Origin of the sequence: Methylobacterium sp. BTF04 (genome assembly GCF_010692745.1) — a bacterium.
Taxonomy (GTDB): Bacteria; Pseudomonadota; Alphaproteobacteria; order Rhizobiales; family Beijerinckiaceae; genus Methylobacterium.
The window spans coordinates 1-13,758 of record NZ_JAAHTB010000022.1; the positions used below are offsets into that span (position 1 = coordinate 1).

General features: G+C 68.7%; 16 protein-coding genes. 8 read left to right on the plus strand and 8 right to left on the minus strand.

Going from position 1 to position 13,758, the window contains the following annotated elements:
- Nucleotides 1-314 precede the first annotated feature (314 nt).
- The 4 genes from G3T14_RS14240 to G3T14_RS14255 form a co-directional block, all read right to left on the minus strand.
- Nucleotides 315-683 carry a flagellar protein FlaG gene (locus tag G3T14_RS14240; protein WP_163643204.1) on the minus strand — a complete coding sequence of 123 codons (369 nt, stop codon included), beginning with the start codon at nucleotides 681-683 and terminating at the stop codon, nucleotides 315-317.
- Nucleotides 684-846: 163 nt separating this feature from the next.
- Nucleotides 847-1,965: a molybdenum ABC transporter ATP-binding protein gene (gene modC / locus G3T14_RS14245; protein WP_163643205.1), complete on the minus strand. Its 1,119-nt coding sequence runs from the start codon at nucleotides 1,963-1,965 to the stop codon at nucleotides 847-849.
- Complete coding sequence (gene modB / locus G3T14_RS14250) at nucleotides 1,962-2,666, minus strand: molybdate ABC transporter permease subunit (RefSeq protein ID WP_163643206.1); 705 nt, start codon at nucleotides 2,664-2,666, stop codon at nucleotides 1,962-1,964. The genes modC and modB overlap by 4 nt, the downstream gene beginning before the upstream one ends.
- A 171-nt stretch (nucleotides 2,667-2,837) precedes the next feature.
- Nucleotides 2,838-3,041: a hypothetical protein gene (locus G3T14_RS14255; RefSeq protein ID WP_163643207.1), complete on the minus strand. Its 204-nt coding sequence runs from the start codon at nucleotides 3,039-3,041 to the stop codon at nucleotides 2,838-2,840.
- Nucleotides 3,042-3,160: 119 nt separating this feature from the next.
- Here G3T14_RS14255 and G3T14_RS14260 point away from each other — a divergent pair, with 119 nt between their 5' ends.
- The 7 genes from G3T14_RS14260 (at nucleotide 3,161) to G3T14_RS14290 (ending at nucleotide 11,514) form a co-directional block, all read left to right on the plus strand.
- Complete coding sequence (locus tag G3T14_RS14260; protein ID WP_163643259.1) at nucleotides 3,161-4,078, plus strand: 50S ribosomal protein L11 methyltransferase; 918 nt, start codon at nucleotides 3,161-3,163, stop codon at nucleotides 4,076-4,078.
- Between the two features lie 57 nt (nucleotides 4,079-4,135).
- Nucleotides 4,136-5,962 (plus strand): aminopeptidase P family protein, encoded by a 1,827-nt coding sequence (locus G3T14_RS14265; RefSeq protein ID WP_163643208.1) that lies wholly within the window; start codon nucleotides 4,136-4,138, stop codon nucleotides 5,960-5,962.
- Between the two features lie 126 nt (nucleotides 5,963-6,088).
- Nucleotides 6,089-8,299, plus strand: coding sequence for a protein-disulfide reductase DsbD domain-containing protein (locus tag G3T14_RS14270; protein ID WP_163643209.1), 2,211 nt, complete (start codon nucleotides 6,089-6,091; stop codon nucleotides 8,297-8,299).
- A 5-nt stretch (nucleotides 8,300-8,304) separates the two neighbouring features.
- Nucleotides 8,305-8,925 (plus strand): thioredoxin family protein, encoded by a 621-nt coding sequence (locus G3T14_RS14275; protein ID WP_163643210.1) that lies wholly within the window; start codon nucleotides 8,305-8,307, stop codon nucleotides 8,923-8,925.
- An 81-nt stretch (nucleotides 8,926-9,006) separates the two neighbouring features.
- Nucleotides 9,007-10,254, plus strand: coding sequence for an MFS transporter (locus G3T14_RS14280; protein ID WP_163643260.1), 1,248 nt, complete (start codon nucleotides 9,007-9,009; stop codon nucleotides 10,252-10,254).
- A 170-nt stretch (nucleotides 10,255-10,424) separates the two neighbouring features.
- Nucleotides 10,425-11,003: a hypothetical protein gene (locus G3T14_RS14285; protein ID WP_163643211.1), complete on the plus strand. Its 579-nt coding sequence runs from the start codon at nucleotides 10,425-10,427 to the stop codon at nucleotides 11,001-11,003.
- Between the two features lie 112 nt (nucleotides 11,004-11,115).
- Nucleotides 11,116-11,514 (plus strand): hypothetical protein, encoded by a 399-nt coding sequence (locus G3T14_RS14290; RefSeq protein WP_163643212.1) that lies wholly within the window; start codon nucleotides 11,116-11,118, stop codon nucleotides 11,512-11,514.
- Between the two features lie 20 nt (nucleotides 11,515-11,534).
- Here G3T14_RS14290 and G3T14_RS14295 read toward each other — a convergent pair whose 3' ends face one another.
- Complete coding sequence (locus tag G3T14_RS14295) at nucleotides 11,535-11,855, minus strand: hypothetical protein (protein ID WP_163643213.1); 321 nt, start codon at nucleotides 11,853-11,855, stop codon at nucleotides 11,535-11,537.
- A gap of 316 nt (nucleotides 11,856-12,171) precedes the next feature.
- Here G3T14_RS14295 and G3T14_RS14300 point away from each other — a divergent pair, with 316 nt between their 5' ends.
- Nucleotides 12,172-12,483: a hypothetical protein gene (locus G3T14_RS14300; protein WP_163643214.1), complete on the plus strand. Its 312-nt coding sequence runs from the start codon at nucleotides 12,172-12,174 to the stop codon at nucleotides 12,481-12,483.
- 438 nt (nucleotides 12,484-12,921) lie between these two features.
- Here G3T14_RS14300 and G3T14_RS24730 read toward each other — a convergent pair whose 3' ends face one another.
- From G3T14_RS24730 to G3T14_RS14310, 3 genes are read right to left on the minus strand one after another with little or no spacing between them, the layout of a single operon-like run.
- The gene (locus G3T14_RS24730; RefSeq protein WP_204262865.1) at nucleotides 12,922-13,086 is read right to left on the minus strand and encodes a hypothetical protein; all 165 of its coding nucleotides are present in this window, start codon (nucleotides 13,084-13,086) and stop codon (nucleotides 12,922-12,924) included.
- A gap of 29 nt (nucleotides 13,087-13,115) precedes the next feature.
- Nucleotides 13,116-13,361, minus strand: a complete 246-nt coding sequence (locus tag G3T14_RS14305; protein WP_163643215.1) for a hypothetical protein — start codon at nucleotides 13,359-13,361, stop codon at nucleotides 13,116-13,118.
- The gene (locus G3T14_RS14310; protein WP_163643216.1) at nucleotides 13,362-13,700 is read right to left on the minus strand and encodes a hypothetical protein; all 339 of its coding nucleotides are present in this window, start codon (nucleotides 13,698-13,700) and stop codon (nucleotides 13,362-13,364) included.
- Nucleotides 13,701-13,758: the final 58 nt, after the last annotated feature.

The following is a 13,758-nucleotide window of genomic DNA, read 5'->3' on the forward strand; positions in this document are numbered from 1 at the left end:
ACCTGCTCGAAATCCACGACGAGGTCGCGGCCAAGAACTACCACCGGGCGATCAAAAGCGGGAAACGCCTGATCGAATACGAGGCCTCGGCTATGGCGGAGGCGCCCGAAGTGCCGGCGCAGGCAGCGGGGCCGGGTGCAGACTAAAAGTCTCTCCCGGTTATCGGCACGCGAAACACCACCCGAACACTCGCGGCGCGGGCGTAGGAAGACCACGTCCCGGACGAATCGACGGGCGTGGCGGGGCCGTGGGCTCCACGAGGCGGCGCGAGACGCGCCCGGATCACCGCACGAGGCGTCTGACAGAGGGTCGCGTCAGGCTGTCCGGTCGAGCGGCCGTTCGGCCTTCTGGGTGCGGGCCGCCTGGGCTTCCACATAGGCACGCGTCTTCAGGACGACGGCGTCGGGGATCTGGACCACCACATCCCCCGAAGCCTGATCGACCACCTGGTAGACGATGGTCTTGGTGTCGGGGTCGATGCTGTTGCGCCGATCCACGGCCTCGTCCGACGGCAGACCCGCCTTGGTTTTCTCCGGATTGGCATCGCGGGCGGTTTCGGGCTTGCGGATGTCGATGCGCACGGCGGGGGCGAGCGCTGCCGGGCTGTCCGCGGGCTGCGCCGGGGCCGGCGACGGCGTCGGCGGTCGAATGGGTGTGACGGCGCTAATACTGGAGATGGACATCGCGTGCCCCTTCTTGGCCGGCTATGGCATGCAACCAGAAACGCAGTGCGGGATGAATCGGATCTTAATATTCATCGGCAACCCACCGTTGCCCAGGATCATCCTGAAGCAATCATGACTCGCGTGAGTCGTTTTTTAACGAATACGCCCGGCCAAACCTTGATCAGATCTCCATGACGCCGCTCGCCCAGCCGGTTCCGACGCCCTCAGGATCGAAGGCGACGCTCTTCACGATGGCGAAGACCGGATGTCCGGGAGCCAGCGCGAGGGTCGTGACGGAGGCCCGGGTGAGCCGCGCCGACAGGACGGCGCCGTTGCAATCGATCTCCACCAGCGCGGCGGATTCACCCGTCGGGCTGATCGAGAGCACCCGGCCCGACAGGACGTTGCGCGCGCTGAGCCCGACGGGGTGCCCGAGGGAGACGATGACGTCGCGGGCGGGCACCCTGATCCGCACCGCCGTGCCGACGGCGCGTGCGAGGTTCGGGACCACGAGCCGGCCGGCCACGCCCGCGAGTCGGGTCAACCCGGAGACCGGCTCGTCGGCCTCCACCACCATCTCGAGGAGGGCGCCGGCCTCCGCCGCATGATAGGCGCCGAGGTCGCCCCGGCGCAGGATCGCCTCGGCGGGGCCGGCGGCGGTGACGCGCCCGGCCTCCAGCACCACGATGGTGCCGGCGAGCCGCGCCACCTCCGAGACCGCGTGGCTGACATAGACGATGGGGATGCCGGCGCCATCGCGCAGCCGCTCGATCAGCGGCAGGATTTCCGCCTTGCGCGCCGCGTCGAGGGCGGCGAGCGGCTCGTCCATCAGGAGAAGCCGCGGCCGCGACAGCAAGGCCCGCCCGATGGCGACGCGCTGGCCTTCGCCACCCGATAGCCCGGCGGGGCGCCGGTCGAGGAGGTGGTCGATGCCGAGCAGCCCGACCACGTCGTCGAAGCCGAGTCCCGCCGCATCGGGCCGGTGCCGCGCGAACCAGCGCCCGTAGCCGAGATTCTGCCGCACGGTCAGGTGGGGCAGCAGCCGTGCCTGCTGGAACACCGTGCCGATGCGCCGGCGGTGAGTCGGCAGGTCGCGGCCCGATGCGGTATCGAGAAGGAGTTCGCCATCGAGCGCGATCCGGCCGCGATCCGGCCGGGCCAATCCGGCGATCAGATCGATCACCGTGGTCTTACCGGAGCCCGAGCGCCCGAACAGGGCGGTGAGCCCGGCAGGGGCGGTGAAGGCGACGTCGAGCGCGAAAGCCCCCCGTACGAGGGACACATCGACCGCGATGGTCATGGCGCCTCGGCCCCCAGGCGACGGCCGAGGCGGCGCGCCAACAGCTCGGAGATCAGGAGCGCCGTCATCGAGAGCGCCACCGAGATCAGGGTGAGACGCAACGCGGCCCCCTCCCCGCCCGGCACCTGCGTCAGGGTGTAGATCGCCGAGGGTAGCGTCTGGGTCTCGCCGGGGATGTTGGAGACGAACGTGATGGTGGCGCCGAATTCGCCCATCGCCTTGGCGAAGGCGAGCACCGCGCCGACGAGCACGCCCGGCAACGCCAGCGGCAGGGTCACGGTGAGGAAGACGGCCAGCGGCGCGGCACCGAGCGTCGCGGCGGCCTGCTCCACGCGCCGGTCCACCGCCTCGATGGAGAGGCGCATCGCCCGCACCATCAGCGGAAAGCCCATCACCGCGCAGGCGAGCGCCGCCCCGGTCCAGCGAAACGAGAAGACGATGCCGAACTGGGCCAGAGTCGGTCCGAACAGGCCGCGCCGGCCGAGCGCCAGAAGCAGTACGTAGCCGGTGACCACCGGCGGCAAAATCAGGGGAAGATGCACCAGCCCGTCGAGAAGGGCGCGGCCGGGAAAGCGCTTGCGGGCCAGCACCCAGGCCACGGCCAGACCGGGAACGAGGCTCGCGAGAGTCGCCACTGCGGCGACCCGGAGGCTCAGGACGATGGCGGTCCATTCGTCGGGGGTGAGGCCGAGGGCGTCCAAAAGGGTGCGATCAGGTCCGGATGATGGAAGTCCGGATCACGGGTGCCGGCCCCGCACATCCGAGCGGTCCGCGAGATCCATCCGCCGGGGCCGCTCCATCACACTCGCTCCGCGCCGACGCTCTCGATCCGGGATCGCCCTATCACGATTTTCCGGCGGGCGCGCCGCTGCTCAGGCGGATTGCTCCTCGTCCTCGATCGGCGGACGTTCCGAGCGATGCAGCCGACTGAGCAGAACCAGCATCGATCCGGGCAGCGGTCCGGTCAGCGCTTCGGCCTCGGCCAAGCCGCCGCGCGGACGCAGCAGGCGACGGCGTCCCTTCGGCGCCTTGGCGATCACTACCGGGGTTCGACCGCCGGTTCTCTTGATTCTCATACGCACAACGCACCCTCCACCGTCACGACGAGCTCGGAGAAGCCACGAGAAACGCGAAAACCGGCGGCGTGTTCCGGCGATGGTGGCGGTGCGACGTCGTGAATGTTAGAGCCCGCATCATGCTCGAAGGCCTGCCCCCCCATCGCCCGACCCACGTGCTGCGTCTGCTCACGGATGAAGGCTCGGCGCGCGCCATGACCGACCTCTTGGGCGAGATGTTCGACCCGACGCAGACGGCGGTGGCCGCCTTCGAGGCGGAGGACGGCAAGACCTGGCGGCTCGAAGCCTATTTCGCCGACGCGCCCGACGAGGCGATGATCCGCGACCTGATCCGTCCCCTCGTCGGCGATCAGGCCGACGTGGCGAGCTTCGAGACCATCGACCAGCAGGATTGGGTCCGCGCCTCCCTCGAAGGGCTGAACCCGGTGCGCGCCGGACGCTTCCTCGTCCATGGCAGCCACGACCGCGAGAACGTCCGACCCAATGATCTCGCCATCGAGATCGAAGCGGCGCTCGCCTTCGGCACCGGCCACCACGGCACGACTCTGGGGTGCCTGCGGGCTCTCGCCGACATCCTCAAGCGCGGCCGCCCGGCCCACGTCCTCGATGTCGGCACCGGCACCGGCATCCTCGCCTTCGCGGCGGCCAAGGCCCTGCATCATCGCGTGATCGCCGGCGACCTCGACCCCGAGGCGGTGACCACCGCGATCGGCAATGCCCGGCTCAACGGGCTCGGCCCGGTGCTGCGGCTCTATCAGGGCCCCGGCGTGCGTCATGCCCTCGCCGACCGGCCCCGGCGCTTCGACGTGGTCTTCGCCAACATCCTCGCCCGGCCGCTGAAGCGCCTCGCCCCCACGCTCACGGCGGTGGTGGCCGATCGCGGCGCCCTGATTCTCTCGGGCCTGATCGAGCGCGATGTCGCCGGCGTACTCTCGACCTACCGCCATCGCGGCTTCCACATGGCCAGCCACGGCCTGATCGAAGGCTGGGCGACGCTGGTGCTGAAGCGCGGCGGGGCGGCCCCCCGTCCACGGTGAGCGGCCTCCGGCCAAAGCCCGTTGCGAGGCGGGGCGGTGCGGCGTAACGCTCAAGCCATGACGCGCCTCCGTTTCCAGACCTTCGAAGACCCGAGCCATCGCGCGGGCGCCGCCCGCATCGCACGATTGCGGGAGGTCCTCCGCGAGCAGGGCCTCGACGGGTTCGTGGTGCCGCGCGCCGACGAGCATCAATCGGAATACGTCGCCGCGCAGTCCGAGCGCCTCGCCTGGCTCACCGGCTTCACCGGCTCGGCCGGGACCGCGGTGGTCCTCACCGATGCCGCCGCCCTCTTCGTCGATGGGCGCTACACCTTGCAGGCACCGGCCCAGGTCGATCCCGGCGTGATCACGCCGGTGCAGATCGCCGAGACCAGCGTCGAGTCCTGGATCGCCGCGACCCTGACATCCGGCGCGGTGCTGGCCTACGATCCGTGGCTGCACACGCCCGACGGCGTCGCGCGCCTGGAGCGGGCCGCCGCCAAGGCCGGGGCCACCTTACGAGCGGTGACGGCGAACCTCATCGACGCGGTTTGGACGGACCGACCGGAAGCGCCGGCCGGTGCGGTGACGGCGCATCCCGCCGAGCTTGCGGGCGAATCCAGCGAGGCCAAGCTCGCGCGCATCCGCGCGGCGCTAACGAAGGTCTCGTGCGCCGCGCTGGTGATCTCCGATCCGCACAATCTCGCCTGGACCTTCAACCTGCGGGGCGCCGACGTCGCCCATACGCCGCTGGCGCTCGGCTACGCCCTCGTCCCCGTGGCGGGCCGTGCCGCGCTCTACCTGACCTCCGACGCAGTATCGCCTGCCTTGCGGACCGCGCTGGAGCCTCTGGCCGAACTCGGGACGCGATCCGATTTCCCGGCGGCGCTCGACGCCCTGTGCACCGGCGGCACCCGCATCCGGCTCGACGTGGGCACGGCGGCACTCGCCCTCAAGGTCCGGATCGAGGCGGCGGGCGGCATCGCCGAGACCGGCCCCGACCCGATCACCGCCATGAAGGCGGTGAAGAACCCGGCCGAGATCGCCGGGGCGCGGGCGGCCCACCACCGTGACGGTATCGCGGTGACGCGCTTCCTCGCCTGGCTCGCCGGACAGGGCGACACCCTCACCGAGATCGCGGCCGTGGAGGCCCTGGAGGATTTTCGGGCCGAGACCGGGCGCCTGCGCGACGTCTCGTTCCCGACCATCTCCGGCAGCGGCGCCAACGGTGCGATCGTGCATTACCGCGTGACGCGCGAGACCGACCGCAGGGTCGCGGCCGGCGAACTCTTCCTCGTGGATTCCGGCGCGCAATACGAGGACGGCACCACCGACATCACCCGCACGGTGGCGATCGGGTCGCCCTCGGAGGAGATGCGCGACCGCTTCACCCGCGTGCTCAAGGGCCATATCGGCATCGCGCGCGCGGTGTTCCCGGTGGGCACGACGGGCGGACAGATCGACGCTGTCGCCCGCACGGCCCTGTGGCAGGCCGGCCTCGACTTCGATCACGGGACCGGTCACGGCGTCGGCGCCTTCCTGTCGGTCCATGAGGGGCCTCAGCGCATCGCCAAGGTCGGACCCGTAGCACTGGAAGCGGGGATGATCCTGTCGAACGAGCCCGGCTATTATCGCATGGGCGCCTACGGCATCCGCATCGAGAACCTGATCCTCGTGGAGCCGCGCACCATCCCCGGCGGCGATCGCACAATGCTGGGCTTCGAGACGCTGACGCTGGCGCCCTTCGACCGCAGCCTGATCCTGCCGACCCTCCTCGACGCCACCGAGACCGCGTGGATCGACGCCTACCATGCCGGTGTGTGCGAGGCCCTGAGCCCGCATCTCGACTCCGAGACGCGCCGCTGGCTCGAAGCGGCGACGCAGCCGCTGCGACAGGGTGCGTGAGCACACGCCCGGCTCGCGAGTGGGCAAGCAGGGTTGATTTGGCCGCGGCCTGTCACGGCATCGCGGGTTTGCGAGCCGTCGGAACGGGCTTAGTCTCGGCGTCGTGATCACCCATCCAAGGACTCGATGACCCGGCTTCTCGCCCTCCTGCTCCTCGCCCTGTCGAGCCTTGCCGCCACGCCGGCGCACGACGCCCGGGCCCAGGGCTTCAAAACGCCGAGCGACCTCGTCAAGGCGAGCCTGGTCGGCGAACCGAGCGCGGTGCAGCCGGGGGAGACGTTCACCGTCGGCATCCGGATGGTGATGAAGCCGCACTGGCACGTCTACTGGCGCAATCCCGGCGATTCCGGCCTCGCGCCCGAGGTCGCCTGGGCGCTGCCGGCGGGTTTCGCGACCGGCCCGATCGCGTGGCCGACGCCGAACCGCATCCCGATCTCGCACCTCGTCAATTACGGCTATGAGGACGAGGCGGTGCTGCTGGTGCCGGTGACGGCCCCCGCGACCCTCGCGCCGGGCAAGGCGGTGACGCTGGCCGCCAAGCTCACCTATCTGGTCTGCGAGCGCGAATGCGTGCCCGGCTCGGCCGACCTGCGCCTGACCCTGCCGGTGGCTGCGGCCGGCACCAGCACCGGCGCGAACCCGCAGAACCGGCTCCTATTTGCCGAGGCCCGCGCCGCGTTGCCGGTGCCGAGCCCATGGCCGGTCCGGTTCGCGCCCGAGGGCGACCGGCTCGCGCTGCATTTCGAGGCGCCCGGTCTGGGCGCCGACGCGATCCGCACGGTGGCGTTCTTTCCCTATGCCGAGACCGCCATCGAGAATGCCGCCAAGCAGGACGCGACGGTGGATGGCCAGGGCCTGCACCTCTCCCTGGCCCGCGGGGACCTGAGCGAGCCGGTGCCGACCGCGCTGCCCGGGGTGCTGACCTTCGAGGAGACGACGCCGGACGGTGTCGTCAAGCGCGCCTACGCCGTCGGTGATGCCCCGTCCGCAGCGCCGGCCGCGAATCCGGCAGGGGACGTGCCTGCAGCGGAGGTGCCGGCACCGGTTCGCGTGCAATCGCCCGAAGAGAGCCTCACCCTGTGGTCGGCGGCCGGACTCGCCTTCCTCGGCGGCTTGATGCTCAACCTGATGCCCTGCGTGTTCCCGGTGCTGTCGATCAAGGTTCTGAGCCTCGTCCGGCATTCCGGCGAGCCGGCGGCGCGGGTGCGCCTGCACGGCCTCGCCTACACCGCCGGCGTGCTCGCCGCGTTCCTGTCGCTCGCCGGGCTCCTGATCGCGCTCAAGGGCGCGGGCGCCGGGATCGGCTGGGGCTTTCAGCTGCAATCGCCCCTGGTGGTGGCGGGCCTCGCCTATCTGCTCTTCGCCATGGGCCTGAGCCTGTCGGGTGTGGTCCATGTCGGTGCCGGTGTCGCCGGGCTCGGCGACGGCCTGACCCGGCGGGCCGGGCTGCAAGGCTCATTCTTCACCGGCGTGCTCGCCACCGTGGTCGCCACCCCCTGCACCGCCCCGTTCATGGGCTCGGCGGTGGGGTTCGCCCTGACGCAGGCCCCTCTGGTGAGTCTGGCCGTCTTCGCCAGCCTCGGCCTCGGCCTCGCCCTGCCGTTCCTCGTGCTCACCACGTGGCCGGCGGCCTTGCGCGCGTTGCCGCGCCCGGGCGCCTGGATGGAGACGCTCAAGGGCGCCCTCGCCTTCCCGATCTACGCCACCGCGGCGTGGCTGATCTGGGTGCTGTCCCAGCAGGTCGGGCCGGCCGGGCTGCTCGGCGCCCTCATCGGCCTCGTCCTCGTCGGGTTTTCCGCCTGGACCTGGGACCGGGCGCGCGGCGCCGGCCGCATCGGCAAGCCGCTGGTCCGCGGCGTCGCGCTGGCGGCACTGGCCGCCGTGGCCGCGCTGACCCTGGGCCTCGACCGCGACCGCGTCACGGCCGGCGGCGCCACGGCGCGGGCCGACGGCGTCGCGCCGTTCAGCCAGGCCGGACTCGCCTCGCTCCTGGCCCAGGGGCGGCCGGTCTTCGTCAACATGACGGCGGCGTGGTGCATCACCTGCCAGGTCAACGAACGCGCCGCCCTGCGCACCGACGCGGTCCAGGCCGCCTTCAAGGTCCGCGGCATCACCTACATGAAGGGCGACTGGACCAACCAGAACCCGGAGATCACCACGCTGCTCGAACGCCATGGCCGCAGCGGCGTGCCGCTCTATCTGCTCTATGCGGGCGCCGGGGAGCCGGTGGTGCTTCCGCAGATCCTGACGCCCGGCACGGTGCTCGACGCGCTGGCCGCTATCCCGGTCATCACCGCAGACCGCCATGCCGCACTGGCGCCCCCACCGGAGAGGTAAAGTCGATGCGTCTGAACCGCCGTGCCTTCGCGCTGACCCTCGTCGCCACGCTCGCAACCGCTCCGGCCGCATGGGCCTCCGGGCCCCAGGTCGGCAAGCCGGCGCCGGGCTTCAGCGCCGTCGATACCGCCGGCAAGCCGGTCACGCTCTCCGACTATGCCGGCAAGACCGTCGTGCTCGAATGGACCAACCACGATTGTCCCTTCGTGCGGAAGCATTACGGCGCTCACGCCATGCAGGCGCTGCAGAAGACCTGGACCGGCCGGGGGGTGGTCTGGCTCACGGTGATCTCGTCGGCGCCCGGCGAGCAGGGTGCCATCGACGGCGCCGAGGCCGACCGGCTGACCAGCGAACGGGGCGCCGCTCCCACGGCGGTGCTGCTCGATCCCGCCGGCACGGTGGGCCGCGCCTACGACGCCAAGACGACGCCGCACATGTTCATCGTCTCGGGCGACGGCACCCTGCTGTATCAGGGCGGCATCGACGACAAACCGTCCGCGGACGTCGCCGATCTGAAAACCGCCAAGAACTACGTCGATGCCGCGCTCACCGAGATCGCCGCGGGCAAGCCGGTCACGGTGAAGACCTCCCGCCCCTATGGCTGCACCGTGAAGTATTCGTCCTGATAGCGTCCCCGGAGGATCGGGTCGGAGTGCCGGAATTGACATGACGCCGATCGCAGGCGAACGCGGCGCGTGACAGGCACCATCCCCCCGAACTCACTCGCCGAGACGGCCGCGCCGCGCCGGGCGGTCTTCGCCAACGGCGATTTCCGGCTCTACGGCAGCGCCCGCTTCCTCACCGGCCTCGCCTTCCAGATGCAGGCGGTGGCGGTGGGGTGGTTCGTCTACGACCTGACGCGTTCGGCCCTGGCGCTGGGCCTCGTCGGCCTCGCGAGTTTCCTGCCCGCCATGCTGGCCGCCCTGATCACCGGGCATGTGGCCGATACCTACGACCGGCGCCTGGTGGCCTCTGTCGCCTACGCGACGTTGGCCGCCGCCGATCTCGGCCTGCTCGCAGCGGCGCATTACGGCACCACCACGTTGTGGCCGATCTACGCCCTCGTGGTCGTCATCGGCACCGGCCGCGCCTTCGCCAATCCCTCCCTGCAGGCCCTGCTGCCGACGCTGGTGCCCCGCACCCTGTTCGGCTCGGCCATCGCCTGGAACGCCTCGCTCTGGCAGAGCGCGTCGATCCTCGGGCCGGCACTCGGCGGCTTCCTCTACGCGCTCGGACCCGCGATGGTGTTCGGGACGGCGGCCGCGAGCTTCCTGCTGGCGAGCCTCCTCATCGCGGCCATCCGCTTCCGTCCGGCGGCGATCACCGAGCGTCCGCCCGTGACCTGGGCGACCCTGTCGGCCGGCCTCACCTACATCCGCGACCATCCGGTGGTCCTCGGCGCGATCAGCCTCGATCTCGTCGCCGTGCTGCTCGGGGGCGCCACCGCCTTACTGCCGATCTTCGCCGCCGAAGTGCTGCATGTCGGCCCGCTCGGGCTCGGAACCCTCCGCAGCATGCCGGCGGCGGGCGCCGTGCTGATGGCGGTCGCCCTCGCCTATTGGCCGCTCCAGCGCCAGGCCGGCCTGCGCATGCTCCAGGCGGTGGCGGTGTTCGGCCTCGCCATCCTGGTCTTCGGCCTGTCGACATCGCTGCCGCTCTCCATGGCCTGCCTGTTCGTCACCGGGGCGGCCGACATGATCAGCGTCTACGTGCGCCAGACCTTCGTGCAGGGCGAGACACCGGACGCCATGCGCGGCCGCGTCTCGGCGGTGAACACCGTCTTCATCGGCGCCTCGAACGAACTCGGCGAGTTCGAATCCGGCACCCTGGCGGCCTTGATCGGCGCTGTCCCGGCGGTGGTCTTCGGCGGCGTCGCGACGATTCTCGTGGCCGGATTATGGGGCCGGCTGTTTCCGGCTCTCAGGGCGCGCGACCGGCTGCTGCCGCCGGCGTGACCGCCTTCGGCGAAGGCCGCGGCACGCTGTGAAATCGGGACGACCTCTCACAATCTGCTTTATTGCGAGGCTCCGACTTGGGATGCATCCCGTAGCGATACGATCGCTGGTTGCTTTTCCACATGACAGCGTCGGATGCACCATCATAAGGTCGTGTGGGGAGATGGCGCATGGCTGAGATCAAGATCGTCGCGGGCAATTGCGGGAAGGGCAGAGGCCTCTACGACGCCGGCGTCCTGACCACGCCCGATGGCGTGGAGCGCTCGATCGAAACCCTCGTGACCGTGGAAGCACATGGCGACGTCGCGGGAGCCCGCAACTGGGGCGGCCAAGTCCTGAATGGACTGAAGGGGAGTCTCGCGCTCGCGTCCAATATCGATCTGAGCGGCACCGCCATGCTCGCCGCGACCGCACTCGCTACGGTGTCGTCCGACGACCCGCACCCACAGACGCTGCTGGAATTGACGTTCCAAGACGGCGCCCTGCTCATCGGCTTGGCGGATCTGCGATTGCCGGCGCTGATTGCGAACGACCGCGAGGTTCTCCGACGGGGGTTTGCGCGCGCCTCGCAACGGATCGGCGAGGCGATTACACCTCTCTCGGGTGATGAGACGCCGACAACGATCACAGCCACCGGGGTGGTCCAATCTGCGACCGACGCGGTTCAGACCATGGCGGGGACCGCAGGCGCTTCCCTCTCATCTGCTTTTGGTTTCGTGCGTCGCACCGCCGGATACGAACGAGGCTGATGAGTTTAGCCTAGAATCTGAGCCCAATCAGGTCGACCGTTCGAGCGGCAGCTTCCATCCCATTGCAGACGCTCGGCACCATGTCAGGATGGCCCCATGCGGGGGCTAGACGATGCGGACCTTACAAATCCATGACCTAGAGCCGCAGCACGCCGCTGTAGTTGATCCTCGTCTCGTGCTGCCGATGCTCGGCGAGCGTGCGATCCGGGCTTCATGGCAGGTTGCCGGGGTCGCCCGCTTCGACGAACCCTTCTTCGCTACGGGCGAAGGGGCAACCCATCTTGAGGCGCTCTGCCAATCTCTGAAGCGTGTCTCAGGCGTCGTGTTGAGCCAGATTTTCGGTCGGGTGAGACAGGTCATCTGGGGCGAATTCTCTGCCTACGATGGAGACGGCACGCCTTGGGTGATCCTCCGAGCTATCGACAGTTCGTGGTGTGAGGTTGAGACGGACGACGTGGGCATTCTGGATCGCGTCCGTGAGACTTTCGCGGACGTACAGACGGTCCCGTGAGGGTCTGGTTCACACCCTAATCATCCCTTGGCAGCGCGCTCCACGGCGTCATCCAGCGTAGTCCAGTTGGACAATTCGACGCCCGTCTCATCGTAGATCAGGTATCCGTGGATCGACCCTTCGGGCACCTCGATGGCCGTGGACCACCCCTCGCCCACGCGCTGCGATCTCGGTGTTAGGCCGGAGGCTAGATCGGCCAGTTCGCGTTCAGTGATGGGCTCAAGTGCCCTGGCACCTGCCTCGGCGGCTCCCGAGGCGGTGGTGAACACTCCGGTGAGGGTTTCGTAAGGGACAGGCGCTTTCCAGGGTGGAAAGATCGCCAACTTGACCGTGTAGCTCATAGATCCATCGTCTACCGGAGACCCTAACGCCGAGTTCCGCTAACCACCCAGAGCGGCCCTTCACACGGTCAAGCTGATTGAGTGACAGCTTCCGACGGTAAGCCGGCCCTGAGAAGGTCCGCTTTCGGGCTGGTTGTGAAACCAAGAGTACGATTGGGTCGGATTGATAACGGAAATTCAGCCTACCAAGTGCTAGTAGGTCCCGAGATTATGCGGAAACCCATCGACGGACATACAGCGCCGAAATGACCTACGAAATATCATTCTAGTCTCGATACATCTCGCAATACTCCAGCTCAAAACCACGAGAAAAGAAATGAGGTTCACACCGGTTAAGATGGCTGTAGTGTTCGTCGGGTTTGCGATCACGCCTGGTGCACTTGCGGCGATGGTAATCGTCGAACACACGTTGGGCATCGGCAGTCCTTACAGAAAAGCGTTGGGGTTGATCAGCGGGCTTGGAACTTTCACGGCCGTGGGGTCTCTGATAATGATCACGCTCAGATACCCAGAGGTCATCAAACGTTCCGCGGACTGGCTCCAGCGGCATCGCAAGTTGTACTTTTTCGGCGTCTTGCCAATATTGTTTTTGATTTCAGCAAACTTATCGAAGTGTCTCGGGTCGTGATACCAACTCGATGGTTCTTGCATATCATCGCAGCGCTGGTCCGCGCTCCGCATCGTGAGCATTGAGTCGTAAACGGTACGTCCGTTTAGGAACGAAAAACAAAGGTCGAGTTACCACCCAAAGCTACCCTTCACGCGGTCAAGCTGATTGAGGTCAGACCCTAGCGCGAAGGGTGGACCAGACAGCGCATTCGTTTGAGGGCGTGTGGGGATCCGATCTGACACCGCGTCGATCGCGTCACATGGCTTCCGGTTGATGACCTCGGTGACCCCAAACGCGGCCAGCCCCTTCTCCCGTTTGGGAGAGGATTGGGGTGAGGGGAGTGGACCGTCCGAAAAGGTCACACACCTCACCCTTGCCTTCTCTTTCCAGCAGATTGGACCCGCGCTCGCACATGACCGAAGCAATCGCGCGGCGATGGTGTCTGAAGTATTTTTCTCAGCCGCCGCCCGGATCGGTCTCACCACCGGGTGACTGTCCGCCCTGCGGCCCCTCGCCCGGCTTACCCTCGGTCTTCTCGTTGGGGTCCATCACCGCGTCGGGCGCGGAATTGGCCGGCTTGCCCTCCGGCTTGGCCGGGGGCGTCGTGTCGTCGTCATCCATGAGCTCAATCCTCGCTTCGTCAGGTCGCCTCAGCGCTTGCGATCGGATTGTCCGTCCGACGAACCGCCCACGGGAGCCGGGTTGCGTCCGGGCACGCCGCCCGCCTCGCTCCACGCTTTCTTGCGGTCGGCATCGGTCCGGCCATCGGGTTCGAGCCCGGTGATCGCAGCCTGTTCGGGCGATTGGTGACCGCCGGACACGGCGGGGTCTCCTCGGGTGCCCACGGCATCGTCGGGCTTGCGGGTTCCGCCCACGGAATCGGTGTCGTTGGCCATCTACTTCCCCTCGTCCTCGCCCACGGGGGCGGTCGCCCGCGCGATCGCTTCCGCGGCCGCACCCGTCGGTGCCGGCATCTTCTGCGCGGCATCGGCGATGTGGCGCAGGTTCTCGGGCGGGGTCTCGGCCTCGGTCTCGGCGGTGGCATCGTCGCCGGTCAGGCCCGAGGCGATGCGGGCGGTCTCGGCCTCGCCGGACGGATCGCCCCCGAGATCGGCTTGCGTGCGCGACGCGATGCCGATGTCGCGGGCGTCGTCCTGGCCGAGATTTTGGCCGTTCCGGTCGGCGTAGGCGTCGAAATCCTTCAGCGAGGGGCGCTGGCGCGGCGCGTCGGTCATGGCTGTTCCTCCTGCAACTTGGGAGAACAACCGCCTCTTCCAGTCCAAAGTTGCGTCG